The organism is Albidovulum litorale, assembly GCF_025751495.1.
GTDB lineage: Bacteria > Pseudomonadota > Alphaproteobacteria > Rhodobacterales > Rhodobacteraceae > Albidovulum > Albidovulum litorale.
Window position 1 is genome coordinate 63,011 of record NZ_JAOWKZ010000005.1, and the last position, 26,354, is coordinate 89,364.

Annotated in this window: 23 protein-coding genes and 1 riboswitch; of the genes, 9 read left to right on the forward strand and 14 right to left on the reverse strand. The window is 63.1% G+C overall.

The genetic code is table 11. From position 1 onward, the window contains the following. Positions 1-37: 37 nt before the first annotated feature. A complete protein-coding gene (locus tag OEZ71_RS18205; RefSeq protein ID WP_263741502.1) occupies positions 38-1,480 on the reverse strand; it encodes an MORN repeat-containing protein in 1,443 nt (480 codons plus the stop codon). Between the two features lie 250 nt (positions 1,481-1,730). Between OEZ71_RS18205 and OEZ71_RS18210 the strand changes: the two genes are divergently transcribed. The 3 genes from OEZ71_RS18210 to OEZ71_RS18220 all read left to right on the forward strand — a co-directional run bounded on the left by OEZ71_RS18210 (position 1,731) and on the right by OEZ71_RS18220 (position 4,887). Continuing rightward, entirely contained in the window at positions 1,731-3,389 is a 1,659-nt protein-coding gene (locus OEZ71_RS18210; RefSeq protein ID WP_263741503.1) for an NAD+ synthase, read from the forward strand. Positions 3,390-3,437: 48 nt separating this feature from the next. Continuing rightward, positions 3,438-3,869 (forward strand): DUF1801 domain-containing protein, encoded by a 432-nt coding sequence (locus OEZ71_RS18215; RefSeq protein WP_263741504.1) that lies wholly within the window; start codon positions 3,438-3,440, stop codon positions 3,867-3,869. 70 nt (positions 3,870-3,939) lie between these two features. Further along, positions 3,940-4,887: an SH3 domain-containing protein gene (locus OEZ71_RS18220; RefSeq protein ID WP_263741505.1), complete on the forward strand. Its 948-nt coding sequence runs from the start codon at positions 3,940-3,942 to the stop codon at positions 4,885-4,887. 78 nt (positions 4,888-4,965) lie between these two features. On the opposite strand, the gene OEZ71_RS18225 is transcribed toward OEZ71_RS18220, so the two are convergent. The 6 genes from OEZ71_RS18225 to OEZ71_RS18250 all read right to left on the reverse strand — a co-directional run bounded on the left by OEZ71_RS18225 (position 4,966) and on the right by OEZ71_RS18250 (position 10,697). Further along, positions 4,966-5,910 carry a 1-phosphofructokinase family hexose kinase gene (locus OEZ71_RS18225; RefSeq protein ID WP_263741506.1) on the reverse strand — a complete coding sequence of 315 codons (945 nt, stop codon included), beginning with the start codon at positions 5,908-5,910 and terminating at the stop codon, positions 4,966-4,968. Positions 5,911-5,978: 68 nt separating this feature from the next. After that, positions 5,979-6,902 carry an MBL fold metallo-hydrolase gene (locus OEZ71_RS18230; RefSeq protein ID WP_263741507.1) on the reverse strand — a complete coding sequence of 308 codons (924 nt, stop codon included), beginning with the start codon at positions 6,900-6,902 and terminating at the stop codon, positions 5,979-5,981. A 103-nt stretch (positions 6,903-7,005) separates the two neighbouring features. Further along, positions 7,006-8,337, reverse strand: coding sequence for a serine hydrolase domain-containing protein (locus tag OEZ71_RS18235; RefSeq protein ID WP_263741508.1), 1,332 nt, complete (start codon positions 8,335-8,337; stop codon positions 7,006-7,008). Beyond that, the gene (locus OEZ71_RS18240; RefSeq protein WP_263741509.1) at positions 8,318-9,808 is read right to left on the reverse strand and encodes an alginate export family protein; all 1,491 of its coding nucleotides are present in this window, start codon (positions 9,806-9,808) and stop codon (positions 8,318-8,320) included. Before OEZ71_RS18240 ends, OEZ71_RS18235 begins: the two co-directional genes overlap by 20 nt. After that, positions 9,774-10,121 carry a hypothetical protein gene (locus OEZ71_RS18245; protein ID WP_263741510.1) on the reverse strand — a complete coding sequence of 116 codons (348 nt, stop codon included), beginning with the start codon at positions 10,119-10,121 and terminating at the stop codon, positions 9,774-9,776. Before OEZ71_RS18245 ends, OEZ71_RS18240 begins: the two co-directional genes overlap by 35 nt. A 168-nt stretch (positions 10,122-10,289) precedes the next feature. Further along, the gene (locus tag OEZ71_RS18250) at positions 10,290-10,697 is read right to left on the reverse strand and encodes a metallopeptidase family protein (RefSeq protein WP_263741511.1); all 408 of its coding nucleotides are present in this window, start codon (positions 10,695-10,697) and stop codon (positions 10,290-10,292) included. A 76-nt stretch (positions 10,698-10,773) separates the two neighbouring features. Between OEZ71_RS18250 and gltX the strand changes: the two genes are divergently transcribed. Beyond that, the gene (gene gltX, locus OEZ71_RS18255) at positions 10,774-12,096 is read left to right on the forward strand and encodes a glutamate--tRNA ligase (RefSeq protein ID WP_263741512.1); all 1,323 of its coding nucleotides are present in this window, start codon (positions 10,774-10,776) and stop codon (positions 12,094-12,096) included. A gap of 80 nt (positions 12,097-12,176) precedes the next feature. Here gltX and pepT read toward each other — a convergent pair whose 3' ends face one another. Both pepT and OEZ71_RS18265 read right to left on the reverse strand, forming a co-directional pair. Beyond that, positions 12,177-13,418: a peptidase T gene (pepT, locus tag OEZ71_RS18260; protein WP_263741513.1), complete on the reverse strand. Its 1,242-nt coding sequence runs from the start codon at positions 13,416-13,418 to the stop codon at positions 12,177-12,179. Positions 13,419-13,432: 14 nt separating this feature from the next. Next, a complete protein-coding gene (locus OEZ71_RS18265) occupies positions 13,433-14,002 on the reverse strand; it encodes a gamma-glutamylcyclotransferase family protein (protein ID WP_263741514.1) in 570 nt (189 codons plus the stop codon). A 126-nt stretch (positions 14,003-14,128) separates the two neighbouring features. Further along, positions 14,129-14,229, forward strand: a riboswitch (glycine riboswitch). A 143-nt stretch (positions 14,230-14,372) separates the two neighbouring features. Here OEZ71_RS18265 and gcvT point away from each other — a divergent pair. Genes gcvT through gcvP form a run of 3 tightly spaced genes read left to right on the forward strand, consistent with a single transcriptional unit; the run spans position 14,373 to position 18,740 of the window. Next, positions 14,373-15,500, forward strand: coding sequence for a glycine cleavage system aminomethyltransferase GcvT (gcvT, locus tag OEZ71_RS18270; protein ID WP_263741515.1), 1,128 nt, complete (start codon positions 14,373-14,375; stop codon positions 15,498-15,500). Between the two features lie 19 nt (positions 15,501-15,519). Beyond that, positions 15,520-15,879, forward strand: coding sequence for a glycine cleavage system protein GcvH (gcvH, locus tag OEZ71_RS18275; RefSeq protein ID WP_263741516.1), 360 nt, complete (start codon positions 15,520-15,522; stop codon positions 15,877-15,879). Positions 15,880-15,890: 11 nt separating this feature from the next. Next, the gene (gene gcvP, locus OEZ71_RS18280) at positions 15,891-18,740 is read left to right on the forward strand and encodes an aminomethyl-transferring glycine dehydrogenase (RefSeq protein ID WP_263741517.1); all 2,850 of its coding nucleotides are present in this window, start codon (positions 15,891-15,893) and stop codon (positions 18,738-18,740) included. Between the two features lie 45 nt (positions 18,741-18,785). On the opposite strand, the gene OEZ71_RS18285 is transcribed toward gcvP, so the two are convergent. Beyond that, the gene (locus tag OEZ71_RS18285; RefSeq protein WP_263741518.1) at positions 18,786-19,799 is read right to left on the reverse strand and encodes a LacI family DNA-binding transcriptional regulator; all 1,014 of its coding nucleotides are present in this window, start codon (positions 19,797-19,799) and stop codon (positions 18,786-18,788) included. 90 nt (positions 19,800-19,889) lie between these two features. Here OEZ71_RS18285 and OEZ71_RS18290 point away from each other — a divergent pair, with 90 nt between their 5' ends. Beyond that, positions 19,890-21,077, forward strand: a complete 1,188-nt coding sequence (locus tag OEZ71_RS18290) for a phytanoyl-CoA dioxygenase family protein (protein ID WP_263741519.1) — start codon at positions 19,890-19,892, stop codon at positions 21,075-21,077. 73 nt (positions 21,078-21,150) lie between these two features. On the opposite strand, the gene OEZ71_RS18295 is transcribed toward OEZ71_RS18290, so the two are convergent. Both OEZ71_RS18295 and OEZ71_RS18300 read right to left on the reverse strand, forming a co-directional pair. Next, positions 21,151-22,143: an NAD(P)H-dependent flavin oxidoreductase gene (locus tag OEZ71_RS18295; protein WP_263741520.1), complete on the reverse strand. Its 993-nt coding sequence runs from the start codon at positions 22,141-22,143 to the stop codon at positions 21,151-21,153. 334 nt (positions 22,144-22,477) lie between these two features. Further along, on the reverse strand, positions 22,478-22,939 hold the full coding sequence (locus OEZ71_RS18300) for a hypothetical protein (protein ID WP_263741521.1): 462 nt from the start codon (positions 22,937-22,939) through the stop codon (positions 22,478-22,480). A 62-nt stretch (positions 22,940-23,001) separates the two neighbouring features. On the opposite strand from OEZ71_RS18300, the gene OEZ71_RS18305 reads away from it, so the two are divergent. After that, positions 23,002-24,588: a winged helix-turn-helix domain-containing protein gene (locus tag OEZ71_RS18305; RefSeq protein ID WP_263741522.1), complete on the forward strand. Its 1,587-nt coding sequence runs from the start codon at positions 23,002-23,004 to the stop codon at positions 24,586-24,588. An 80-nt stretch (positions 24,589-24,668) separates the two neighbouring features. On the opposite strand, the gene OEZ71_RS18310 is transcribed toward OEZ71_RS18305, so the two are convergent. Together OEZ71_RS18310 and OEZ71_RS18315 are read right to left on the reverse strand one after the other, a co-directional pair. Continuing rightward, positions 24,669-25,508, reverse strand: coding sequence for a class II fructose-bisphosphate aldolase (locus OEZ71_RS18310; RefSeq protein ID WP_263741523.1), 840 nt, complete (start codon positions 25,506-25,508; stop codon positions 24,669-24,671). After that, positions 25,505-26,347 carry a 5-deoxy-glucuronate isomerase gene (locus OEZ71_RS18315; RefSeq protein ID WP_263741524.1) on the reverse strand — a complete coding sequence of 281 codons (843 nt, stop codon included), beginning with the start codon at positions 26,345-26,347 and terminating at the stop codon, positions 25,505-25,507. The genes OEZ71_RS18310 and OEZ71_RS18315 overlap by 4 nt, the downstream gene beginning before the upstream one ends. Between the last annotated feature and the right edge of the window lie 7 nt (positions 26,348-26,354).

Genomic DNA, 26,354 nt, shown 5'->3' on the forward strand with positions numbered 1-26,354 from the left:
GCCAAGTGTCGGCAAAACGTATGGCAACCGCGTGCGGTCAGTTCGCGGTCCCGGTCGCCTCCGGCTCCGCCGCGGCGGGCTCATCGGGCGGCGGTTCGGTCGCGTCCGCGGGCGGTGCTTCCGGGGCGGGGCCGGTCAGCGCGCCACCGGTCCAGGTGCCCGAGGCGACCTCGCCCGTTGCGTAGCGGAGGACACCTTCGCCCTCGCGCTGACCGTCGACAAACGCGCCTTCATAGACATCGCCGTTCGAATAGGTCGCAACCCCCTGTCCATGCATGCGCCCCGCCTGCCAGTCGCCGGAATAGCGGAACCCGTCCGGCATCACGATTTCACCCGTGCCATGGCGCCGGTCATTCTCGAACTGGCCGGTATAGACCGCCCCGTCGGCATAGGTCGCGGTGCCCTGACCGCTGCGCACACCCTCAGCCCAGTCGCCAGTATAGGCCTGGCCGCTGGGATAGGTCATCGTACCCTGACCATGGTATTTGCCGTCCTTGAAGCCACCTTCATAGACCCGGCCGTCGGGCAGGCGCTTGGTGCCGCTTGCGCCGATCGCGCCATTGGCCCAGGCACCGGTAAAGCTGACGCCATCGGGGGCGGTGATCGTGCCGATCCCCTCGAAGTGATTGTCGCGGAACGCACCCTCATAGACCGTACCGTCGGGATAGGTCGCCTTGCCGTTACCCTGCTTGCGGCCTTCGACCCAGTCGCCTTCGTAGCTGTAGCCGTTCGCGTCGCGCTGCGTCCCCTTCCCGTGGAAGAGATCGTTCGCGAAACCGCCTTCGTAACTGCTGCCATTGGCATAGTTCGCCCGGCCGCTGCCGTCGCGCTTGCCGTTCACAAACCCGCCTTCATAGGATGAGCCGTCGGGACGGGTGATCTTTCCCATGCCGTTCAGCCTGCCCCCAGCCCAGTTGCCCTCATAGACGGTGCCATCCGTTCGGATAAGCTTGCCCTGTCCGGCCATCTTGCCCGCAAGCATGTCGCCCTCATAGGTCGAGCCGTCCGGGAAGGTGATCTTGCCAGTGCCTTGGTTGACGCCCTCGACCCAGTCGCCTTCATAGGTCCAGCCGCTGGGATAGCGGAGCGTGCCCTTGCCATGCGGCCGTCCCTTCGCAAATGCGCCCTCATAGATCGAACCGTCGAAGTATTCGAGCCGGCCCTGACCTTCGATCGCGCCTTCAACCCAGTCGCCTTCAAAGCTGCCGCCATTGGCGAAGGTCATCTTGCCCTTTCCATGCGGCTGGCCTTTGACGAAAGCGCCTTCGTAGACCGAGCCATTGACATATCTCAGCCTGCCCTGGCCGAGAATCTCGCCCTCGACCCAGTCGCCAGAATATTCGTACCCGTCCGGAAGGCTGTAGGTGCCGTGACCATGTTGCTTGCCGTCCTTGAACGTGCCCTCGTAGATGCCGCCGTTCTCATATTCCTTGACGATGGTTTCCTGCGCCGTGGCCGTTCCGGCCGCGCCGATGGTCATCATCACCAGAAAAGCCGGTATTCCAGAACCGCCGCGCAGCATGGTTGACCTCGCCCTGCAATCGCCGACCGGACCACCGCAACGCCGAAAGCTCGGCCGGTCGCGTCATCGGCACCCGTTCCGGAGCCTAATTGCCCGGCCCTGTTGTGACAACCCGGCGCAGATGACGTCGTGCCGCCTTGGGTTCCGCCGGTGGCTTTCCCTCGGCGGCAGGTCTGGTAAGACAGGAGGCAAAATACCGGGAAAACGCATGTCCGAAACCTTTCGCCTGACACTGGCACAGCTCAATCCGACTGTCGGCGCCCTTGCGGCCAATGCCGCCAAGGCCCGTGCCGCCTGGGAACAGGGCCGCGCCGCCGGGGCGGACATGGTCGCGCTGACCGAGATGTTCATCACCGGCTATCAGACGCAGGATCTGGTGCTGAAACCGGCCTTTGTCGATGCGGCGATGGACGAGATTGACAGGTTGGCCGGCGCCTGTGCCGACGGGCCGCTTCTGGGCATCGGCGGGCCGTACCGCGACGCGAGCGGCCTTTACAACGCCTACTATGTGCTGAAGGACGGCAAGGTCGCGGCGCGGATTCTGAAACATCATCTTCCGAACGAAAACGTCTTTGACGAAGAGCGGCTTTTTACATCCGCCCCGGTCAGCGGCCCCTATGCCGTGGGGCCGGTCCGTATCGGCACCCCCATCTGCGAGGATGCATGGTTCGACGATGTGACCGAGACGCTGGCCGAGACCGGGGCCGAGATCCTGCTGGTGCCCAACGGGTCGCCCTATTACCGCAACAAATATGACGTGCGGGTCAATGTGATGGTGGCGCGTGTCATCGAAACGCAACTGCCTATCGTCTATCTCAACATGGTCGGCGGGCAGGACGATCAGGTCTTTGACGGCGGCAGTTTCGTGCTGAATCCCAGCGCGGAACTGGCCGCGCAATTTCCGGTCTTCGACGAATGCATCCGGCATGTGGATTTCGAGAAGGGCGAGGAGGGCTGGCAGGCGGTCCGGACCGAGCTTGATGCCCGCCCCGATGAATGGGAGCAGGACTACCGCGCGATGGTGCAGGGCTTGCGCGACTATCTTGGCAAAACCGGGTTCGGCAAGGTGTTGCTCGGGCTGTCCGGCGGAGTGGATTCGGCGCTTGTGGCCACCATCGCCGCCGATGCAGTGGGGTCGGAGAATGTCCGCTGTGTCATGCTGCCTTCGGAATACACCTCCACCCATTCTCTGGAGGATGCGGGCAGCGTGGCGAAGGCGCTGGGCTGCCGGCTGGATACGATCCCGATATCCGGTCCCCGCGCGGCGGTGACAGAGGCCTTGGCACCCTTGTTCGAGGGGACGGAGCCCGGCCTGACGGAGGAGAATATCCAGTCGCGGTTGCGCGGTCTGCTGCTCATGGCATTGTCGAACAAGTTTGGCGAGATGCTGCTGACAACGGGCAACAAGTCCGAGGTCGCGGTGGGCTATGCCACGATCTACGGCGACATGGCGGGGGGCTATAACCCGCTGAAAGACCTCTACAAGATGCGGGTTTTCGAGACCTGCCGCTGGCGCAACGCCAACCACCGGGTCTGGATGATGGGTCCGGCGGGTGAGGTCATTCCGGCACGTGTCATCGACAAGCCGCCTTCGGCGGAACTCCGGCCCGACCAAAAAGACGAGGACAGCCTGCCGCCCTATGCGGTTCTGGATGCGGTTTTGGAACGGCTGGTGGACCGTGACCAGTCCGTGGCTGAGGTTGTCGCGGCGGGGTTTGACCGCGACATGGTGAAGAAGGTGGAGCGGCTGATTTATCTCAGCGAATACAAGCGTTTTCAGTCCTCACCGGGGCCCCGGCTGACGCGCAAGGCCTTTTGGCTCGACCGGCGCTATCCGATCGTGAACCGCTGGCGCGACGAGGGCTAAGAGGTCTGCTGGTACGGTCGGCTCAGCACCGCTATGCTGGGTCTCAGAATGACCCGAACGGAAAACAAGACCCGCGCGACGGGGCAGTCCGTCGCCGCGTTTCTTGCTGCGGTGGAACCCGACCGCCGCAGGTCGGATGCAAAACGCCTCGATGCGATCTTTCGCCGGGTGACGGGGTTCGGGCCGGTGATGTGGGGCCCGTCGATCATTGGCTATGGCCGTTATCACTACCGCTATGCGACGGGTCGCGAGGGGGATTATCTTGCCACCGGATTTTCGCCGCGAAAGGCGGGGCTGACGATCTATATCATGCCGGGCTATACGGATTTCAGTCCGATCCTGAAGGATCTGGGCAAGCACCGGATTGGAAAATCCTGCCTTTATATCAACAAGCTGGCGGATATTGACGAGGAGATCTTGAGGCGGCTGATCCGGGCGGGTCTGGATGATCTGGCGTCGCATTGGCCGGTTGAGCCCTAAGAGAAAATTCGACTACCATCAACAGGGTCTGGACGCGCCAATTCTTGCAACGGATCTAGGGGAGACCGGAATGAAATGCTTTTTGTCGAGGCTCGCACTGTTCTGCCTGCTGTGCATTCCGTGTACTGCTTTTGCTCAGGATATCCGCACCGAACAGGTGCATTTCGCGGCGGGGGCAAGCGGCACCACGATCCGCGACCAGATTGTTGGATATGAATCGGTCTCCTACATCGTCGGCGCCGAGGCGGGTCAGAAGATGACGGTGGCGCTCGCGCCTTCGAACCTTGCGACCTATTTCAACGTCTATGCGCCCGGCAGCGGTCCGGGAGGCCAGGCAATCGCAAACAGCGGAATGACCGGTGCCGGTGTTCCCGATCTCAATCGCTTCGAAGCGGCATTGCCGGCCTCAGGCAACTATACGATTTCGGTCTACATGATGCGGGCTGCCGCCCGGCGCGGTGAGCGGTCGGACTTCACGCTCGACATCGCGATCACCGGCGCGACCGGAGAGGTGGTTCAGGGCGACTATGCGGACGGGCTTGCGGGCGGGCCGGATTTTTACGCGGTGAAAACGTCGGGCAGCGGGCTGAATCTTCGTGCGGAACCTTCGGCGGGGGCCGCGCTTGTCACGCTTCTGGCGAACGGCACGAACCTCCGCAATCTCGGCTGCCGCATGGCCGAGGGGCGCCGGTGGTGCCGGGTGGCGACGCTGGCAGACCCCGGTTACGAGGGATGGGCGGCCGGGGAGTTTCTGATCGAGGGCAGCGGAGACGCGTCGGCCTCGGCACTGCCATTGTCGAACGCCGACATGCCGAGTGCCGCAGATCAGGCTTGTTTGCAGGCGGTAACAGCCGAGACAGGCAACCCCGATGTGGTTCTGCTCTCATCCAGCTATTCCGAGGCCGGAACCGAGGTCATCGTCGGCGTCGGGCCGCAGCAGGCGCGCTGGCAATGCATCGCCTATTCCGACGGGTCGACTACGAGACCAATGTCGCTGACGGACGAGGGGGCGCTGTGACCCGGCGGGGCATCCAGCGCCGTTCAATCGGCCAACCCTCGTAAGGTGGGTTTGAACCCACCTTAATTTCATGAGGTTTCAGACGGGCCCCACCGGACACTCCGCGATCAGACGACGGAAGTCTTGGCGGCGGCAAAGGTCCGTTGCCTCGGTCATGACCGCCGCCGATGCTGCGGCCATGCCCTCCTGTAGGGCGCGGGGCAGGGGGCGGTTATTGGCCAGTGCGAGCGTGAAGGCGGCGACAAAGCTGTCGCCCGCGCCGACCTTGCTTTTCACTGGTACCTCGGCGGCTTTGGCGAACCAGCGTTCGTCCTCGCTGGCCAGCACCGATCCGTCCGCCCCTCTCGCGATGATCACGATCCTGGCCGCGCCCCGTCGCACGAGGGCTTCGGCGAAATCGGCGCTGTCGCCTCTTGTCTTCAGATGCCCGCCCGCCAGCGCCTCGGCTTCGGCCTCATCCATGCGCAGTACATGGGCGGGCCGGGCGGGGGCGGCTGCGCGGGTCAGCGTCGTACCTGAGGTATCAAGGACAAGACGTGCGGCCTTGCGGTCCAACGACCGGGTCAGGCGGGCGGGAAGGTCGTCAGGCAGGCCCGGCGGCAGGCTGCCGGAAAGGACGACGAGCGCGCCTTCAGGTGCTGCATCGGCGATGGCTGACATGACGGCCTTGCCCTGCCGGGCGGTCCAGACCGGGCCGGGCAGGACGAAGCGATATTGACCGCCAGTGGCCCGGTCTGTGACCGAAAGGCTTTCCCTTGTCTCGCCCGGGGCGGGGTAGGGATGGGTCACGATGTTCTCGGCGGCGAGTGCTGTGGAGAGACGCTCACCCGTCGCGCCGCCGAGCGCCACGAAGGCGGTTGAGGCGCCACCCAGCCGGGCAATCACCCGGCTGACATTGATGCCGCCGCCGCCGGGGTCCACCTGCGGAATATCGCAGCGCAGCTTCGGCCCCGGACGGACCGCGTCGGCCGCAGTGGCGATATCAAGCGCGGGGTTGAGGGTTACGGTCAGGATCGGGGTCATGGGCCTACATCATTTCCCCGACCCTGACCGCAAATCCGCCACCCGGCAAGGGGCGGCGGCGTTCGGTTTCAGCCAAGCATAAGCTGATATGAGGACGGCACATAGCGGAATCCGTCGCCATCGGCCTCGACGAAGCCGGTGGCGGGGAAGGGCATGTGATAGCCGATGAAAGGCAGCCGGTCGGCGGCGATCATGCCGAGCATCTTGCGGCGGGTCTGAGCCGCGGCGACCTTATCCATGTCGAACTTCACCTCCCAGTCGGGTTTGGCGAGTGACCAGACATAGTGGTTGGCGGTATCGGCGATCAGCACCAGCCCCTTGCCGCCGCTTTCGATCATGTAACCCATATGGCCCGGCGTATGGCCATGCGCGGCAATCGCGGTGATGCCGGAGGCGACGCTGCCGCCATCGTCGAGGAAGGTGAACTTGTCATTGAGCGGCCTGACCTTGCCGTCGAAGCCCTCGTTCCCTGCCGCCGACCAGTGATTGTGCTCGGTTGATCCGGTGACGTAACGGGCGTTTGGGAAGGTGTCGCCAGCCTCCGAGTTCAGCCCGCCGATATGGTCGCCATGCATATGTGTGATGACGACTGTATCGACCTGATCGGGCGTGTATCCGGCGGCTGCCAGCGCGGCGGTGATGCCTTCGGCATTGAGCCCGGTGTCAAAGAGAACCAGTTCGGACCCTGTGTTTACGACGGTCGGCGTGATGAAGAACTGGGCGATATTGGCCGGGATATGCGCTGCGTCAGAGACGGTGGCGAAATCCTCGGCGCTCACATTCATGCCGAACATCGTCTGCGGTTCGTCCACCTTTCTGGTCCCGGCGAGGAGCGTCGTCACCTCGAAATCGCCGTGCTTGAAGCGGCTGAAAAGCGGTGTGGTCGTGCCTTTCATTTCAGCCCCGGCGCGAGCAGGTGTAGCGGCAAGGGCAACAAGCGGTGCGGCGGCCCCGGCCAGCAGAGCGTGACGACGGGTAAGATTGGTGGTCATGGCAGCCTCTCTCTTCGATTCAAAAAAACCTAAGTCAACGCAGGCGTCGCCGGCATCAGATTCTTGTGTTGTAACGGTCGCGCGGCTGCGTTTGACGCGCTGGTCATCGTGACATGAGATATTCCGCAACAGCCTGATATGCGGGCAGCGATGTCGGATCGATAAAGCCGTTCTGCGCCTGCGGGAACGAGGCGAACCGGACGAGAACCATATCGGCTGTCGGATCGACATAGATCGTCTGCCCGTGAACGCCGCGTGCTGCAAAGGCGCCGTGATCGTTGTGGAAGACCCACCACTGGCTGGTGTAGCTGCCATTCGGGATCGTGGGGAAGCCCGCGAACTTTGCCGGGTCCCCGCCGGCGCGGATATTGTCCACGACATCGGCCGGGAAAAGGCGCTCGCCGTTGATCTCGCCCGCGTTCAGCATCAGCAGACCGAGCCGGCCGAGGTCGCGCAGGCCGGCCGAAATGCCGCCGCCAGCGAAGGGCACGCCCTTGCCGTCGACCGTCTGGTAGGCGTCCTGTTCGGCACCCATGCGCCGCCAGAGCCGTTCAGAGGCAAGCTCGGTCACTGACTTGCCCGTGACGCGGCTGATCATCCAGCCGAGCATATCGGAGTTAATGGTCTTGTAGTGGAACTGATCGCCGTGATTGCCCTCGGGCTTCACCTGCTGAAGGTATTCCCAATACCCGTCCGGGCCCTCATAACCTTCGGGCTTGGGCAACGGACTTGCCGCCCTGGAATAAAGCCAGATGTCGGCATTGGGGTCGGAGTAGTTTTCCGAATACTGGACGCCGGTCGTCATATCCATGACTTCCCGTACGGTCGCGGTGGCAAAGGCGCTGTCGCCGATCTCGGGGATGATGTCGCGGACCAGTGCCGTATCGTCGAGAACACCCTCGGCCACAAGGATCTCTCCCAGAAGGCCGGTGACGGACTTGGTCATCGACATCGCCGCGTGCTTGCCGTCCTCGGCGAGGCAGCCGAAATAGCGTTCGTAGACCACGCGGTCCTTGTGCAGAATGAGGATGCCGTCGGTGTAGTTGGCGTAGAGAGATTGCTCCCACGTCATCGGCGCGTCGCCATCGATCGGGGTGAAGGTCAGTGCATCAATTTCACGCGCTGTCTCGGCGAACTCGGCGGGCGTCAGATAGTCGAGCGGTACCGGTGCGCCGAGGCCGCGGCTGACTTCTTCGGTCGGCAGGAACTCGCGCAGGTGGCAGACCGACCAGCGCAACTTGGGAAAGCTGAAAAAGTTTGAGTCCGGCTGGGTGATGAGCTTGTCCGGCGGCGGTGGGAAACCTTCCATCCAGCCCATGACCCGCGGGTCCGAGTCCTGGGCCGAAAGCGGCGCGTTCTGGGCCGTGGCCATTGACGTCACGCTCATACCGAAACTGACCGCGATCAGAGCTGCCTTAGAAATTGAAGACGACATTTACGAATCCTCCAGTCCACGGGTCAGCGTTTTGGCCGATGACGTTGTCTATCCCCGTACCTGGGAAGGAGACGGAAGCGCCGGCCGTCAGAAAAGTGTTTCGGTTGATGATGCGGCTGTATTCAAGGAAGATGTCATCAGCGAGATGCGCATCCGTCACGCCTGACACAACATTTCCGTTGATGTCCACACGGGTCGCCTGGCCGAACTGGACAGGGCTGTTCAACTCGTTCGCCCGGATGTGCGCGTACCGCAGTGTCAGGGTATCCTGCCGTGTCGGCTGGACCCTGAGTGCCAGCGTGAGCGCGTTCGCGTTCGAGTTGATAAAGGTCGAGGCCGATTTGGACCCTGTCGCCCAAGCGCTGGGGCTGCCCTGATAGTAGAGCGGATCGAACCGTTCGAGTTTCGACGTGTTCGGATCATCCCCCGAAAAGGTCTGGTAGCCCAGTGTGAGGTTTGGCGACCATGGCAAGCCTGCAAACGTATAGCCGGCCGTAAGGCGACCGGCCCAGGCCTCCATGTCGATCCGGTCATTCCATTGGTAGGCGAGGTCGCTCGTAAAGGTCCAGTTTTCCAGGCCGCCTGAGAAAGGGTTCGTCTTGGCGTAAATGTTCAGGGTCTTGGTGTCTTCCCGAGCGCCGGGCGTTACCGTGGGCGCGCCAACGCCGCCGGGTGCTGCCTGAGGGTACGGAGAGTCGGATTTGAGCACGTCCACGAATGTGGCCCCGAGATAACCGCCCCTTGGGTCATCCATGCGCAGATCGACACCTGCGAGTTGGTTGCCGCCGTCGGTGGATGGCAACTCGTTCGGGTCCAGATAGAACGCCGTCCCGGTGACGTTCCCGTAGGTCAGGCGTCCGATTGCGGCCATTTCCCAGGCCTTGCGTGGGCCGAACTTCAGCGCGCCGCGTTCGAAACCGCTGGTCCCTCCGCTTGCGATCAGCATGCCGGTCCCGAGGGTCAATTCGCGTGCACCGAGCGACACATCGTAGGAAAGGCCGCTGCCCTGATCGCCGCGGATGGCGAGATAGGCCTCTTCGAGCGTTGTAGCGCCGGTGTCGCCCGTGTCGAAGGCGTCGGTGCCCAGCGTATAGGACGATACAGCCGAGAGTTTGCCATAAACCACGGCACCTGCGTCGAGCTGATACTCGAAGCTGATACCGGGTTTGATATACACTTCCAGCCAGTTCGTGTCAGGGTCATACCCACTGCCCGGCGCGGTCGTCGCGGCGAGGTCCCAGAACAGGTTCTGTTCGCTGACGGCGTTAAAACCAAATTGCAGGTGACCGCGCACGGTCAGGCCATTCGAGTCGTGGAAGAGCATCGCGTCCCGGTCCTGGGCCTGAGCCGGCACCGCCGCCCAACACAAAATAAGAACGGCGCCCGCCCTCATCTCTGCCATAGAGTTCCGAAAACGGCTCAACGCGCGCCTCCTCTTATCTTCCCGATCCATGCGCTTTTGATCGAACACGTTTCCCCATCCCACCTCGCCTCGTGACAGGGTTACGCAACAGCTGCGGGTTTGGATCAATCAATTCAGTGAAGTAAGTCTGACCGTCCACGGGATATTCCTCCAACAGGAATTCGAATCCGACCCAACGAAGGGGCGGATGATGAGACCAATGATAATCACGGACAATCTGAGTAATGGCATCCTTGCCGAGCACGAGGCAGGTGCGAAGTGCGCAGACCTGCGTTTTAAGTGCCCCGACGGAGGCCAGTACAGCGGTCGTGCAAAGGTTGGCCGAAAGCGCGTCGCGGATTGCCCGTCTGTCTGCGATCATGCGGCCGATTACCCCCCAACGTTGCATTGATTATGCCGCATGCATTGGGCTGCCTTGTCAATTCGGGCGGCGCGTTCTTTGCGTCATTGCCGTTTGATTGATCGCGAGGCGATGCTTTTGCTCAATAATTTGGCGTTTTGCGTGGAAAAGCGGTGCCGCTGCTGCCCGTCATTCCCACCAGCGGTCAATCTCGGCAATGTCCTCGTCCGACCAGCCGAAATGGTGGGCGAGTTCGTGGACCATGATATGCGCGACGAGTTGGCCGAGCGAGACATTTCCGCGTTCGGCCCATTCGTCCAGGATCGGGCGCCGGAAAAGCCAGATCGTGTCGGGCCGGTCAACGACGTCCATCACCGACTTCTCGGTCAGCGGAATACCGTCATAAAGACCGGTCAATTCAAACGGGTTTTCAATGTTCATCTCGTCGAGGAAATCCTCGGGCGGAAAGTCCTCAATCCGGATCATCACCGCGCGCGCGGGCGTGGCGAACTGGGCCGGCAGGTCAGAGACCGTCGCCCGCGCCATCTGTTCGATCGTGTAAAGGTCGGGCGCTGTGCGCCCCAGCCAGTCGTTCATACGTCTCTCCTAACCCTCCCTCATATGGACAAAATGCGCGTCCTGTGAAAGAGGGGGCGCGACAGGAGACCTATCCATGACCGTGACCCGCTTCGCCCCGTCGCCCACCGGCTATATCCATGTGGGCAACCTGCGCACCGCGCTGATGAACTATCTGATCGCCCGCAAGACCGGCGGCACCTTCATCCTGCGTCTGGATGACACCGATCAGGAACGGTCGAAGCAGGAATATGCGGACGGGATCAAGGCGGACCTCGACTGGCTTGGCCTGCACTGGGACCGGGTCGAGAAGCAGTCGGAGCGGCTGGGCCGCTATGCCGAGGTGGCGGAAGAGTTGCGCGGCTCGGGCGATCTTTACGAAGTGTTCGAGACGCCGACTGAGCTTGATCTGAAGCGCAAGAAGCTTTTGAACATGGGCAAGCCGCCGGTCTATGACCGGGCGGGTCTGGGCCTGTCGGCGGCGGAGAAGGACAAGCTGAGGGCGGAGCGCGACGGCTATTGGCGCTTCAAGCTCGACCAGCAGCGGACGGAGTGGACCGACGGTATCCTGGGCGATGTGTCGATCGACACCGCTTCCGTGTCGGACCCGGTCTTGATCCGTGCGGATGGTCAGGTGCTTTACACTTTCGCCTCGTCGGTGGACGATATCGACATGGGCATCACCCATATCGTGCGTGGTGCCGACCATGTGACCAACACGGCGACGCAGGTGCAGATCATGCGCGCGATGGGCGGCACGCCGCCCGCATTCGCGCATCATTCGCTGCTGACCGGCCCGCAGGGTGAGGGCCTGTCAAAGCGGCTTGGCACGCTTTCCTTGCGCGATCTGCGGGCGCAAGGCGTGGCCAAGGAGGCGCTGCTGAGCCTGATGGCGCGGCTCGGCTCCTCGCAGCCGGTGGAACTGATGATGTCCCTGGACGAGATTGCCGACGGGTTCGAGCTCAGCCAGTTCGGCGCGGCGCCGACCAAGTTCGATGCCGAGGATCTGTGGCCGCTGACCCGTGCCCGCAATCAGGCGCTGCCCTTCGAGGCGGTGAAGGACCGGATCGCGAGCCTTGGCGTGCCAGCAGAGATGGCCGAACGCTTCTGGCGCGTCGCGTCGCAGAACATCACGAAGCTCGATGATCTCGGCGCGTGGTGGGTGCTTTGCCGCGACGGCGCGGAGCCGGTGATCGCGCCGGAGGATGCGGAGTTCGTGGCCGAGGCGATGTCCATGCTGCCCGAGCCGCCATATACCGAGGCGACCTGGGGCGAGTGGACCACTGCGGTGAAGGAAAAGACCGGCCGCAAGGGCAAGGGGCTGTTCATGCCCTTGCGCCATGCGCTGACCGGTCAGCCGCACGGTCCGGAAATGGCCGAGCTGATGCCGCTTCTGCAGAAGGTCCGGGCGAAGGGTTAAAGCGTTTAGGGTTGTGGTTGAAACAACGCAAACCTGAAACGCTATAATCGGTCCGGCAAGCTGGGTCGAAACCCAGTTGCTTACCTTGGCGCCGCCCGCTCCGCGATTTTCAGGAACAGTTGCGTTGCCACCGCCATGTCCTGCACGCTGATCCATTCCAGCGGTCCGTGAATCTCCTGCATGCCGGTGAAGAGGTTGGGGCAGGGCACGCCCATTTCGGTCAGCCGCGACCCGTCGGTGCCGCCCCTGACCGGTATCGAGACCGGTTCAAGCCCAAGGTCCCGGCAGGCTGCGTGGGCAAGCTCCACCGGTGCCATGTCCTTTTCCAGCCAGTAGCGCATGTTGCGGTATTGCGGCCTGATCTCGCATTTGATTTCGGCCCTCGGTTCGGTCGCCTGCACCGCAGCGCAGACCTGTCGAAGCAATTCGCCCTTGGCGGCCAGCCCGTCGCGCTCGAAGTCCCGCAGGATGATTTTCATGACCACCTCGGCGGCCGAGCCCTTCATATCGTAGATATGGATGAAGCCCTCGCGGTCCTCTGTCGTTTCGGGTGTCATCGTCACATGGGGCAGGGTCTGGACGATCTTCGCGGCGAGATGGAGCGCGTTGACGAGCTTGCCCTTGGCCCAGCCGGGATGGATCGAGACGCCTGTCACGGTCACCGTCGCGCCATCGGCCGAGAAGGTCTCGTACTCAATCTCACCCACTTCACCGCCATCGAACGTATAGGCGAAATCGACGCCGAGATCGGCGGGCAGGCGCACGTCGACGCCCGCGCCGATTTCCTCGTCCGGCGTGAAGGCGATGCGGATCGGACCATGCGGGATGTCCGGATTGGCAATGAGGTGGCGCGCGGCGGTCATGATGACCGAGACGCCTGCCTTGTCATCGGCGCCGAGAAGCGTCGTGCCGCTGGCGGTGATGATGTCATGGCCGGACTTCTGGCCGAGATAGGGCGAGACCTCGGGTGTCAGTGTCAGGGTTGGCGCGTCGGCGAAGCTGATCGCGCCGCCATTGTAGTTGCGATGCACGACCGGTTTGACCCCGGTCGCGTTGAATTGCGGCGCGGTGTCGACATGGGCGAGAAAGCCGATCGTCGGCGCGTTTTCCGCCGTGGCCGGGATCGTGGCGAGCACCGCGCCGTAGTCGGTCAGCCGCACGTCCGTGGCGCCGATCGCCGTCAGTTCGTCAATGAGAAGCCGCTGAAGGTCGAGTTGGATCGCGGTGCTGGGCTGTGTTCCCGTGCTATCGTCACTTTGCGTGTCGATGGCGGTGTAGCGCACAAGACGTTTTTCCAGTTCGCGGTCGAAATCCGTTCTCATCCTCGTTCTCCGGGTCAAACCTTTCGGCGCTTGAGGCCGAGGGCGTCGATATGATGATCGACCAGTCGCCGTTCCGCCGCGCTGGTCTCCTGATGCCGGGGATAATGCGGCGATGCACGGTCGTCGAGGAGCGATGTCCAGTTCGCGGTGGTGTTGAAGAAACGCGCAACGCCCGCCTCGCCGAATTCGCGCAGGAAACCCTGTACGACGGTATCGAGATAGCTGAGCAGGATCGGGTGGTGGTTCGCGGCCACGCCATGGACATCGTCCACCGCGTAAATCTCGATCCGGTGCGCCCAGAGGGGCGCGGTGGTGACATGGTCGTGCGCGACGGGGTGACGCCGATAGGCGGCCTCGCGCTGGTCGAGAAGCGCCCAATTGTCATCGGGCACGGCGGCGATCAGCCCGTCGATCTGTCCGTCGGCGCGTTCGGCCGAGAGATAAGGCCAGTCGCGCAGCCGCGTATGCCGCCAGACCCGGCGCCAGCCTGTCAGCGTCACTGCTTCGCCCGGCGCGTAGTCATGCGTCGCCCGGTTCACGAGCGAGCCGTAGCCGAAGAAGGCGGGGTGGAGATCGTTTGCCATGCGCTGATCCTTGGCGCGGCGGCAGTGGATGCGCAAGCATGTTTCAGCAGACATGCGCTAACACGCAAGAATGTATCCCATTGCATACAGGCTTGCCAGAACGGTGGCGAACCGGGTATTCAGGCTATGTCAGATCCGGGAGAATCCGGAGGGGCCGCACGGCCCCGTCTGGTGCCGAAGGAGCAACCGCCCCGGTAAACTCTCAGGCGCAAGGACCGGTCTGACGGCTGAAACTCTGGAGAGAGCCCGATGGGCCGCCGAAGGGATAACGATCTCAGGCGAAAGGACAGAGGGGGCATCGGAACGGGCGGTCTTGACCGCCCTTGGCGATGCCGGACACCATAGACCGGCGTGACAGAGGGAGGACGGCATGGCCGATCTGAAGCGTACGGTTCTATACGACCTGCATATCGAGCTTGGCGGCAAGATGGTGCCCTTCGCGGGTTACGAGATGCCGGTTCAATATCCGATGGGCGTGATGAAGGAGCATCTTCACACGCGCGCGGCGGCGGGGCTGTTCGACGTCAGCCATATGGGCCAGATCCTGATGAGTGCGAAGTCGGGCGCGGTCGAAGACGCGGCTTTGGCTTTGGAAAAGCTGGTACCGGTCGATATCCTCGGGCTGAAGGAAGGCCGCCAGCGTTATGCACTTTTCACCAATGACGAGGGTGGGATTCTGGATGACCTGATGGTCGCCAATCGCGGCGATCATCTGTTCCTGGTGGTCAACGCGGCCTGCAAGGATCAGGATTTCGCCCATCTGAAGGCGCATCTGGGTGATACCTGCGATCTGGGCATGGTCACCGACCGCGCGCTTCTTGCGCTTCAGGGACCGGCAGCTGAGGCGGCGCTGGCCCGGCTGGTGCCGGATGCGGTCGATCTGAAATTCATGGATGTCGCCATCCGCCAATGGGATACGGCCGAGCTGTGGATTTCGCGGTCTGGCTATACCGGCGAGGACGGGTTCGAAATCTCGGTGCCTGAGAAATTTGCGGTCAGCTTTGCCCGCGCGCTTCTGGCGATGGAAGAGGTTGCGCCCATCGGGCTCGGCGCCCGCGATTCGCTGCGGCTGGAAGCTGGCATGTGCCTTTACGGTCATGACATCGACACCACCACGAGCCCGGTTGAGGGTAATGTGACCTGGGCGATCCAGAAGGCACGGCGGGCAGGTGGTGCCCGTGAGGGTGGCTTCCCGGGCGCGGCGCGCATCCTGAAAGAACTGGCCGAAGGTCCCGCCCGCCGCCGCGTCGGGCTGCGCCCCGAGGGCCGTGCGCCGATGCGCGAGGGGACGGAAGTGTTCGCCAGTGCCGAAGGCGGTGCTGCCATCGGCGCGATCACCTCGGGCGGCTTCGGCCCCTCGATCGAAGCACCGATGGCGATGGCCTGTCTGCCCGCCGATCTGAGCGAAGGCACTGTTGTTTACGGCGAGGTCCGGGGCAAGCGTCTGCCGGCCGTCATCTCGCCCATGCCATTCCAACCCAACCAATACAAACGTTAACCAGCAGGGGAAAAGACCCATGAAATATACCGAAGATCATGAATGGCTGCGCGCCGAGGGCGATATCGTCACCGTAGGCATCACGGCGCATGCGTCTGAGCAACTCGGCGATGTCGTTTTCGTCGAACTGCCCGAGGCGGGAACGACCGTGTCGAAGGACGACGAGATCTGCGTGATCGAGAGCGTCAAGGCCGCGTCCGACATCCGTGCGCCGCTGGATGGTGAGATCGTCGAGGTCAACGACGAACTGGCCGACAATCCCGGCATGGTGAACGAAGACCCGACCGGCAAGGCCTGGTTCTTCAAGATGAAGCTTGCCGACAAGTCCGCGCTGGACGGGCTGATGGACGAAGCCGCCTATAACGCGCTTATCGGATAACGGAGCGAAAGATGCCCTTCACCCCCACTGACTACCTGCCCTACGACTTCGCCAACCGCCGCCACATCGGCCCGTCTCCGGCAGAGATGGAGGAGATGTTCAAGGTGCTGGGGGTGAAGGACCTCGATGAACTGATCGACCAGACGATCCCGAAATCCTTGCGTCAGGAAAAGCCGCTGGATTTCGGCAAGGCCAAGTCGGAACGCGAGCTTCTGTGGTTCATGCGGCAGGTCGCGAAGAAGAACCAGGTCTTCACCTCGATGATCGGGCAGGGCTTCTACGGCACCGTCTGTCCGCCCGCGATCCAGCGCAATATCCTTGAAAACCCGGCCTGGTATACGGCCTATACGCCTTATCAGCCGGAGATTTCGCAGGGCCGCCTTGAGGCGCTTTTGAACTTCCAGACCATGGTCTGCGACATGACGGGCCTTGAGATCGCCAATGCCTCGCTTCTGGATGAGGCGACGGCGGCGGCGGAAGCCATGACCATGGCCCAGCGGACGGCGAAGTCGAAGGCCACGGCCTTCTTCATCGACGAAAACTGCCATCCGCAGAATATCGAGGTGATGAAGGTCCGCGCGGCCCCCATCGGCATCGAGATCATTGTCGGCAACCCCGAAGAGATCGACCCGGCCAAGGTCTTTGGCGCGATCTTCCAGTATCCCGGCACCTACGGCCATCTGACGGATTTCACGCCCCATATCGCGAAACTGCACGAGGCGAATGCCGTGGGCATCGTCATCGCCGACATCATGGCGCTGACGCTCCTGAAGGAGCCGGGCGCGATGGGGGCGGATATCGCCGTGGGGTCCACCCAGCGCTTCGGCGTGCCGATGGGCTTTGGCGGGCCGTCGGCGGCCTATATGGCCTGCAAGGACGCGCACAAGCGGAACATGCCGGGCCGGATCGTCGGCGTCTCGATCGATGCGCAGGGCGGTCAGGCCTATCGCCTTTCGTTGCAAACGCGCGAGCAGCATATCCGCCGCGAAAAGGCCACGTCGAATGTCTGCACGGCGCAGGCGCTGCTGGCCAATATGGCGTCGTTCTACGCTGTCTATCACGGGCCGCAGGGGCTGAAGGCCATCGGCCAGCGCATCCACCGCAAGACCGTGCGTGTGGCGCATGGGCTTGAGGCTGCGGGCTACAAGGTGGAGCCCAAGCATTACTTCGACACGATCACCGTGGATGTCGGCGCGATGCAGGGCGCGGTGCTGAAAGCCGCGCGGGACGAACGCATCAACCTGCGCAAGATCGGAACGACGAAGGTCGGGATTTCCATCGACGAGACGACGCGGCGGCTGACCATCGAACGGCTCTGGCGCGCCTTCGGGATCGATCAGAAGGACGATGACCTGACGCATCACTTCAACATCCCGGACGACCTTGTCCGCACGAGCGAGTATCTCGCCCATCCGGTCTTCCACATGAACCGGGCGGAGACCGAGATGATGCGCTACATGCGCCGCCTCGCCGACCGCGACCTTGCGCTCGACCGGGCGATGATCCCCTTGGGCTCCTGCACGATGAAGCTGAATGCGGCGGCCGAGATGATGCCGATCACCTGGCCCGAATTCTCAAACCTGCACCCTTTCGCGCCGTCCGACCAGACCGAGGGGTATCGCGAGATGTTCGACGATCTCTCGGCCAAGCTCTGCGAGATCACCGGTTATGATGCGATGAGCCTTCAGCCGAATTCGGGCGCTCAGGGTGAATATGCGGGTCTTCTGACAATCGAGGCCTATCACCGGTCGCGCGGCGAAGCGCATCGGAACATCTGCCTCATCCCGGTCTCGGCCCATGGCACCAACCCGGCCTCGGCGCAGATGGCGGGGATGAAGGTCGTCGTCGTCAAATCGGCCGAGAACGGCGATATCGACGTGGAGGATTTCCGCGCCAAGGCAGAGGCGGCGGGTGAGAATCTGTCGGCCTGCATGATCACCTATCCCTCCACCCACGGCGTCTTTGAGGAAACCGTGCGCGAGGTCTGCAAAATCACCCATGACCATGGCGGGCAGGTCTATATCGACGGGGCCAACATGAACGCCATGGTGGGTCTTGTCCGGCCGGGCGACCTCGGCGGCGATGTCAGCCACCTAAACCTCCACAAGACCTTCTGCATCCCGCATGGCGGCGGCGGTCCCGGCATGGGCCCGATCGGCGTCAAGGCGCATCTGGCACCACACCTTCCAGGTCATCCGGTGACGGGGGGCGAGGAGGGGCCGGTCTCGGCGGCACCCTGGGGCTCGGCCTCCATCCTGCCGATCTCCTGGGCCTATATCCTGATGATGGGCGGCAAGGGGCTGACGCAGGCGACCAAGGTGGCGATCCTCAACGCCAACTACATCGCCAAGCGGCTGGAAGGGGCCTATGACATCCTCTTCAAGGGCGGCAAGGGCCGGGTCGCGCATGAATGCATCCTCGACACGCGTCCCTATGCCGACAGCGCCCATGTCACTGTCGACGATATCGCCAAGCGGCTGATCGACAACGGGTTCCACGCGCCAACGATGAGCTGGCCGGTGGCGGGCACGCTGATGGTGGAGCCGACCGAGTCCGAGACCAAGGCCGAGCTTGACCGCTTCATCACTGCGATGCTGTCGATCCGCGACGAGATCGCCGCGGTCGAGAAGGGCGAGATCGACGCGGAGAACAACCCGCTGAAACACGCGCCCCATACGGTGAATGCGCTGATCGGCGAGTGGGACCGGCCCTATAGCCGCGAACAGGGCTGCTTCCCGCCGGGATCGTTCCGTGTGGACAAGTACTGGCCGCCGGTCGGTCGTGTCGACAACGTCTATGGCGACCGGCATCTCGTCTGCATCTGCCCGCCGGTCGAAAGCTACATGGACGCGGCAGAGTGACCTTCGCGGCCCCGGGAAACCGGGGCCGTTTTTCTTCGCGGGTGTTCAGCTCATCATCGGCGGAAGCGCCAGAAGAAGTGCCGCCCCGTCAGGCGGTGCCGGCATCGCGCCCCGGCTGCGGGCGGAGAGGATCGCCCGGCAGGCATTGCGGATATCCCCGGCAAGATCATGGTAGAGCACGATGTCGATCAGCCCTTCGGTCAGGAGGGACCGGTTGTCGGCATCGAGATCATGCGCGATGAAATGCGGTCGCGGCCGCCCCGCCGCCTCGATCGCGCGCAGAAGCAGCCGGTTGTTGCCGCCGATGGAATAAAGCGCGTCGACCGGCGCGGAACGCGCGGCCTCGGTAATGCGCCGGGAAAACTCAACCGTATCATGGCCTTCCACGATGCTGTCGAGCCGCGCGCCCGGCATCAGAGCGGCAACCGCTTGGCGAAAGGCTGCCTCGCGCGCCTCCTCGCCGCTGAAGCGGTCGTTGCGGACGGTGATCAAGAGGCGCGGTGTTCGGGCAGCGCCCAGCCAGCGGTGAATGAGCCAGGCCGCCGTCCGGCCCGCGAGCGCGTTGTCGAGCCCGACATAGGCGGTGCGCTGTGTGTCGGGCAGGTCGGTCGCGAGTGTTACGACCGGCACACCCCTTTCGATCAGGCGTGAGATCGCGCTGCGAACCCGTGCGGTATCGGGGCCCATGAAGATTACACCGTGGCTTCCCAACCGCGCCGCGCGGTCAAGGACCCGTTCCAGACCGGGTTCGGGGAAATGGGTGCGGGTGTCGGCGCGGACACGGAACGTGGCGGGCCGCATCAGGGGCAGTTCGGATTTCAGCGCGGCATCGAGCGCGTCGCGGAAGCTTTGTGGCGCCTCGACGACCAGGTCGATGATCAGCTTGACGCCGGATGCGGCAAGCTGCCCGGCCTGCGCCTCCAGTTCGCTTATCGCATGGCGGACGCGGTCGGCGGTTTGCTGGCGCACGCCGCCGCGTCCGTTCAGAACCCGGTCCACTGTGGCGGTCCCGAGCCCGGCCTGAAGCGCGATATCCTTCACGAGAAAACGATGGGCCATTTTGATGCGTTTTTGATGGATTCCGATGCGCGGGAAGCATCCTCCAAACTGCTAGGGTGATGCAAGGAAACATGCGAGCGGGAGGAGAGCATGCTGGATCGGAAAGCTGCAGAGGCGGGCGTCTGGCTGGGCGCGGGCGATTGCGACGTTGCAGAGTTTGCGGCGCATGTGGAGCGGGACACCAAGGCGGACGACTACCCGAATGCGGCGGAGGTGGTGAAGAACATACCGGTCTATGACGGCACAGTTTTGTCGCGCGGTTTTGCGGACGAGGGCAGGGCGCGGGTGGTGATGGCCGAGTTCAATCACGCGTTCTCGTCCGGACCGGGCATCATCGCGATCCGGGGCGGGCATGCCGATACGGGCCTGCTGGATGGGGTGACGGAGGTGCTGAGCGCCATCATTGCCGAGGAAGAGGCGGCCCGACCCGGCAAGGGCGATCACTTCGCTGCCGCCGGGGCGAACAGCCGCCTTTGGAACGCCCACGAAAAGCTCGGGGTCCGCGATCCCGCACTTTTCGCGCGCTACAACGCGAACGAGACCGTGCGGCGCGTGGCCGAGGCCTGGCTTGGCCCCTGCTACCAGATCACCACGCAGGTCAATGTCGTCCGGCCCGGAGGCAAGGCACAGACACCGCACCGCGACTATCACATGGGATTCCAGACCGAGGAGGTCCTGCGCGACTACCCTGCCTCGCAGCATGCGCTGTCGGCATTGCTGACGCTTCAGGGCGCGGTGGCGCATAGCGACATGCCGCTGGAGAGCGGGCCGACGAAGCTTCTCCCTTATTCACAGAGTTACCTGCCGGGCTATATCGCCATTCATCGCCCGGACTTCCGCGCCTATTTCGAGGCGAACCATGTGCAACTGCCGCTGGAGAAAGGCGATATGGTCTTCTTCAATCCGGCGACTTTCCACGCGGCGGGCGAGAACCGGACGGCGGATGTGCAGCGTTTTGCCAATCTCATGCAGATCGGGTCTGCCTATGGCCGCTCGATCGAGATCGTCGACCGCAGCCGCTTGAGCAAAGCGGTCTATCCCCATCTGAAGGCGCTGGCCGAAGGCGGGGCATTGACGGGGCGAGAGGCGGACACTGTCGTGGCCGCGACGGCCGAGGGCTATCCTTTCCCCGCCAATCTCGACCTCGACGCGCCGGTCGGCGGCATGGCGCCGCCAAGCCAGCAGGACATTATGCGGCGGGCGCTGGCCGAGAGTTGGGACGAGGACCGGCTGAACGCCGAGATTGATGCGCAGGATGGGCGCAAGCGGTCGCATTGAGAGCGGGGTTCGGCGGCATGCCACTAGCCGCGCCAAATGTCCGAACCCGTGGCCAATTTTGGAGCCTCGGCGTTCAGGATGCGGACATTCGCACGAAGATTTCGGAAGCCTCGGCCACCATATTGTCGATGATCGCGGCAACTGGAAGTCGCGCATTTGTTAAACCGACGCCCTGACCCGCGTAGAGCACCATCGCGGCGACATTCCCGGTCATGTTTTCAAGCGGCTCCTGAAGATCATATCGCGGGATGGGTCCACCGGAATCGTCGAATGCGATCACCTCGCCTTCATTTGGCCGTTGACCGGATGCGGGCCTTCCGGCCGCAATCCACCGCTCCAACGTCTCGTTCACAAGACTCCGGTGCTTTGCGTCCGGCCATCCCCCATCGAAAGCCTCGGACATCATCGCATCGGTTTCCCGGGCCGCGATGATCCTGTCGCGATATTCCGGGTGGATGTTGCATTCCTCGGCCAGAAGGAAGCGCGTACCCACCCAAACGCCGCCCGCGCCGAGCGCCAGAGCCGCGGCAAGGCCCCGTCCGTCCGCGATGCCCCCGGCGGAAACCACATGAGCACCCGGCACCGCGTCGACGACCGCCGGAGTGAGCGCCAGCGTGCCGACCTCACCCCATACATGGCCGCCGGCCTCGAATCCCTGCGCCACGATCACGTCCACGCCAAGATCGACAACCCGCTTGGCCTCTGCCGACGAGCCGACAGTGTGACACGAGATCGCGCCAGCGTCGTGAATGCGATCGATGACCGGGGCCGGATCGGCCCAGAAGGTCGAGATGATCCCGACGCCTTCCTCCAATGCGATGTCCAAAGTCGCATGTTTTTGTTCGGCGGTCAGTGCGAGAACGAAGTTCACTCCGAAAGGACGTTCTGTTCGTTGGCGTATCGCGTTGATCGATTGTCGAAGTTCCGCGGCCGTCATCCATGTCGCCTGCAGCACCCCTAAACCACCGGCATTCGACACGGCCGCGACGAAAACCGGCGAAGCTGAAACCGGCGCAGCTATGACCGGGACGTCGATGCCAAGGTAGTGGCAAAGTGGTGTCTGCAATTGCTGCATGTGTCCGGAATCCTCTGCGACCGTGATCGGCAGGGTAGCGTGATCACCGAGACTTAAGAACGGAAATCTGGGATGGAGGCACGCGTGGAAAGCGGGCGCTTGGCGTGATCTGTTGGATTGGAAATTGTCCATCGACGCGTCCCGGTCGACGCGGGTTCCTCTTCCGGGCGCATAAGTTTGGAAACGCGGCGTCGCGCATGATCAACACGCGCGACCCTCTGAAGCCAAGCTGCGGGGCCTGTCCCGGGCACGGCATCTCGCCACAGGCCACCGGCTAAGCCTTACACGCCAGGAGCGTTGGTTCCGGAAATGTCACCGCCTGCCATCAATCGGTGCACACTTCTCCCGAATAGCGTAGGGTGACGAGCCCGGTATTCGTGTCGGCCACGCCGTCATTGATTAGGCTGCCCGTGGCGCCGGAATAGGCGCCAGTACCGCCGTCGATCTTGTAGTCGGTTGCCATGTGAAACACGCCCTGATGACCGGGCACAGGTGTCCAGACCGCTGTGTCCGAGGTTGAGAGAGAGCTTCGGCCATGCGTGACGAAATCGTGCTTTAGCGTCAGGTTCACCGTGCCGTTCTCACCTTCCGACTGCCCGGTCAGGATGGCGCGCGTCGATCCGGCGAGATCGCCATTCACGTTGCCCAGAACGTTCACCGGATCACCGCCGACAACCGTCGCATCAATGGTGCCGGCGACGGGCCGGCATTGGGCGGATGCCAATTGCGGCAGCACGGCAAGGCAGATCGCCGAAAGCATCAGCGATATCAGTCTGGTCTGTGGCATTGTCGTCTCCTTCCGAATGGGGCGGGGTAACCCCGTTGCAGTTCCAATGTCACTTTGGCGATGTGGCCGAAGAGATGCTTGGAGATTTTCTTCGGAAGTTCTTCAGATTCATGGTTCTCTTCATATCGACGATTGTGAATCTTCAACTCGGCATGAAGTATCTGTTCAACAACCATGTCTTGGACGTGGGCGCGCGCAACCTGTTGTCAGCGGGCCGTCCGATACATGTGGAACCGCAGGTCTTTGACCTGATTGTCTATCTTATCGAAAACCGTGCCCGTGTCGTGGACAGGGACGAACTGATTGCGAGGATTTGGAAAGGAAGGACAGTATCCGATGCAACGATCGCCTCGCGGATCAACGCCGCCCGACAAGCGGTGGGAGATAGCGGGCGGCGCCAGGCCGTTATCGCCACCCTTGCGCGTCAGGGTTTCCGGTTTGTGGCCGAGGTGAGACGTGAGGGCGAAACCCTGGGCAGGCCGGCGGTCGCGGTGCTGCCCTTCGCCCTTGCGTCCGATACCGATCTGGACGCACACCTCGCCAAGGGTTTGGCCGACCAGTTGGCATCGACGCTCGGTCAGGCATCGTGGTTCGACGTCAGGGATACTTCGGCGTCCTTCGCGCCGATGCTTCAGGATCTCGGGCCGGCAGAGATCGCCGATCGCCTCGATGTCGGTTATCTTGTTAGCGCGACGCTGCATGTTTCGCCGGAGCAACTGAAACTGGACGTGCGGCTGGTCGATCCCAATGACGGTCGCCGGGTATGGTCGGGTAGCCTTGCTGCCCCGCGCAGCGGGCTTTTCGCGCTTCAAGACGACCTCGGCAGCCGCATCCTGGGCGAGATCGAGCCCCGATTAAGAAAAATTGAACTGCAACGAAGCGAAGATCGCCATGGCAACCTGTCGGCCTTTCATCATTTTCTAAGAGCCAACGACATCTTGCGGGCGATGGACCTTGCCGCCATGCGTGCCGCCTGCGTCGAGCTCGACAAGGCCGTTTCCGCGTTTCCCCGATATGCGGCCGCACATGGCATGCGTGCCTGGATTGCAACGCTTTTATTGCCACAAGGTCAGCGCGTTGACATCCGTGCAGAACTAGAACGCAGCCGGATCGCGGTAACGGAAGGCGCCTTTGATTGCGATGCACTCGCTATGGGTGGCTATGCACTGGCCTTTTTCGACCGCCATCCGGCCTGCGGCATCGACTATCTGCGGCGGGCGCTGGCGATCAACCCAAGCTCTGCCCGTGCACATGACCACCTCGGATGGCTGTTGCTCTACGCCGGTCAGGCAGGCGAGGCATGGCAACGGTTCGACCGCGCGCTGTCACTCTGTCCGATCGACGACTTCGGTTTCCGAAGTCTCACGGGGCGCGCGTTCGCATCGCTCTATCAGCGTGACTTCAAGAACGCAGCAGTGGACGCCTACAGGGCCCATGCGGTCGCACCAAGCTATTCGGTGTGCCACCGCGTATTGGCGGCGTCTCTGGCGCATCTCGGGCGGGGTGACGACGCTCGGCGAATTGCTCGTGAGCTGAGCACACTCAATCCTGGTCTGACCGTTGCGCGTTATGCCCGCGAAACACGGTTTGAGGGAGTATCGGACAGGGAAATTCTGTTCTCGGGCCTCAAGCTTGCCGGTTTGAAATAGGCTACGCAGGCGCAAGAGTACCCGCCTGGTCGGAACCTGAGGCAGTCTTCCGTTTGCGCGTTCATGACGCCGTCTCTATGTTACGTGCGCCCGTTGGCAACAACGCTTCTGATCGCCGCGCGGGCGGCTTCCACAACCGGCGCATGGGTTTCCTTCAGGATTGCCACACGGTCGTAGCGGTTCGGGTCGGCATTGACCGCCTTGCGCAGCGCCGTTCCGAAGGCGAAGCGCAGATCGGTGCCGATGTTGAACTTGCAGATCGCCGAGCCCGTGGCCAGTGCGCGGCGCTGGTCGAGAGGCACGCCCGAACCGCCGTGGATCACGAGCGGCACCTTGGTGACCGCCTCAATGGCGCGGATGCGCGCCTCGTCGAGCCCCTCAGTTTTCTCAAGCTGCAGATGAGTGTTGCCGACCGAGATCGCCATCGCATCGACGCCGGTTTCCCAGGCGAAACGGGCGGCTTCGCCGGGATCGGTTCCGGCCGAGGCTGCGCCGCCGTGATAGCCGACAAAGCCGATCTCGCCCTCGCATGAAACGCCCGCTGCATGGGCCATCTCGGCGATGGTGGCGGTCTCGGCGATGTTCTCTGTGAGCGGTTTCTTCGAGCCATCGAACATGACCGAGGTGAAGCCCGAGGCGATCGCCTCGCGGCATTCCTCGACCGTGTAACCATGATCGAGATGGACGACGACCGGTACACTGGCCCCTTCGGCCAGATGCCGCATCATCGCGCCGAGTACCGGCAAAGGCGTATGGGCCCGGCAGGAGGGGCCGGCCTGCAGGATGACCGGGGCGCGTTCGGCCTCGGCAGCGGCGACATAGGCGCGCATGTCTTCCCAGCCGAGGCAGACGAGGCCCGGGACGGCATAGCCGTCACGAAAGGCAGACCGAAGGACGTCGGAAAGCGTCGCAAGCGTCATTTGAACTTTGCCACCATGTCCATGATCCCGGGGATCGTGTGCAGTTGTTCTGCATGGGTCGGCTGGAAATACTGCTTGAGGCTGCGCTGGCTGAGACCGCCGAGGATGGTGAAGTAGTACATCTCATACCCCGGCAGGACGCAGCAGGGGTGATAGCCCTTGTCGATCAGCACGGTGGAGCCGTCCATGATGTGATAGGCGTCGCCCGGTTCATTGTCTTCGCGCTGAAGCATCTGGAGGCCGGAGCCGTAGTTGGGGCGGAAGCGGAAATTGTAGGTCTCGTCGTGGCGGCTTTCGTCCGGCAGACGGTCGGTGTCGTGCTTGTGGCTCGGGAAGCCCGACCAGCCCCCGGCGCCGACGGTGAAAAGCTCGGAGACCAGCAGCCGCCCGACCCGGTCGTGGTACTTGGTGCCGAGGATATGCTTGATCTTGCGGTGGGTCTTGGTGTCGTCGGAGCCGTATTGCACCACGTCCAGTTCATCAGCGCGGACGGCGAAGGGCTCCAGCGCCTTGTCGTATTTCGCACCCGCGACGAAGATTTCCGCCGTATCCGTCAGGCACGTGAACCGCGCCTCCATTCCAGTGGGCACATAGACGCCCTCGGGCTCACCGTCCCAGACATCCCTGACACGGTTGCCGATCCCTTCATGCCGCTGACCGCCGACCTCCACCGTCACGCTGCCGGTCGCGGGGGCGATGCAGGTTTCATAGCCGGGAACGGCGTAGGTAAAGGTCTCGTCCTTCTTCAGCTTGACGATGTTGAAGTAGTTGAGCGGCACCAGCGGGTGGTCGGAATCGACGATTGGGCGGTTTTCATTGTCATGCGGGGCGATGTGCATCTTATCC

Bases quoted from the DNA above. Each gene is read 5' to 3' on its own strand.
- OEZ71_RS18205 (WP_263741502.1), bottom strand. From the start codon at position 1,480: ATGACCATCGGCGCGGCCGGAACGGCCACGGCGCAGGAAACCATCGTC.
- OEZ71_RS18210 (WP_263741503.1), top strand. From the start codon at position 1,731: ATGTCCGAAACCTTTCGCCTGACACTGGCACAGCTCAATCCGACTGTC.
- OEZ71_RS18215 (WP_263741504.1), top strand. From the start codon at position 3,438: ATGACCCGAACGGAAAACAAGACCCGCGCGACGGGGCAGTCCGTCGCC.
- OEZ71_RS18220 (WP_263741505.1), top strand. From the start codon at position 3,940: ATGAAATGCTTTTTGTCGAGGCTCGCACTGTTCTGCCTGCTGTGCATT.
- OEZ71_RS18225 (WP_263741506.1), bottom strand. From the start codon at position 5,910: ATGACCCCGATCCTGACCGTAACCCTCAACCCCGCGCTTGATATCGCC.
- OEZ71_RS18230 (WP_263741507.1), bottom strand. From the start codon at position 6,902: ATGACCACCAATCTTACCCGTCGTCACGCTCTGCTGGCCGGGGCCGCC.
- OEZ71_RS18235 (WP_263741508.1), bottom strand. From the start codon at position 8,337: ATGTCGTCTTCAATTTCTAAGGCAGCTCTGATCGCGGTCAGTTTCGGT.
- OEZ71_RS18245 (WP_263741510.1), bottom strand. From the start codon at position 10,121: ATGATCGCAGACAGACGGGCAATCCGCGACGCGCTTTCGGCCAACCTT.
- OEZ71_RS18250 (WP_263741511.1), bottom strand. From the start codon at position 10,697: ATGAACGACTGGCTGGGGCGCACAGCGCCCGACCTTTACACGATCGAA.
- gltX (WP_263741512.1), top strand. From the start codon at position 10,774: ATGACCGTGACCCGCTTCGCCCCGTCGCCCACCGGCTATATCCATGTG.
- pepT (WP_263741513.1), bottom strand. From the start codon at position 13,418: ATGAGAACGGATTTCGACCGCGAACTGGAAAAACGTCTTGTGCGCTAC.
- OEZ71_RS18265 (WP_263741514.1), bottom strand. From the start codon at position 14,002: ATGGCAAACGATCTCCACCCCGCCTTCTTCGGCTACGGCTCGCTCGTG.
- gcvT (WP_263741515.1), top strand. From the start codon at position 14,373: ATGGCCGATCTGAAGCGTACGGTTCTATACGACCTGCATATCGAGCTT.
- gcvH (WP_263741516.1), top strand. From the start codon at position 15,520: ATGAAATATACCGAAGATCATGAATGGCTGCGCGCCGAGGGCGATATC.
- gcvP (WP_263741517.1), top strand. From the start codon at position 15,891: ATGCCCTTCACCCCCACTGACTACCTGCCCTACGACTTCGCCAACCGC.
- OEZ71_RS18285 (WP_263741518.1), bottom strand. From the start codon at position 19,799: ATGGCCCATCGTTTTCTCGTGAAGGATATCGCGCTTCAGGCCGGGCTC.
- OEZ71_RS18290 (WP_263741519.1), top strand. From the start codon at position 19,890: ATGCTGGATCGGAAAGCTGCAGAGGCGGGCGTCTGGCTGGGCGCGGGC.
- OEZ71_RS18300 (WP_263741521.1), bottom strand. From the start codon at position 22,939: ATGCCACAGACCAGACTGATATCGCTGATGCTTTCGGCGATCTGCCTT.
- OEZ71_RS18310 (WP_263741523.1), bottom strand. From the start codon at position 25,508: ATGACGCTTGCGACGCTTTCCGACGTCCTTCGGTCTGCCTTTCGTGAC.
- OEZ71_RS18315 (WP_263741524.1), bottom strand. From the start codon at position 26,347: ATGCACATCGCCCCGCATGACAATGAAAACCGCCCAATCGTCGATTCC.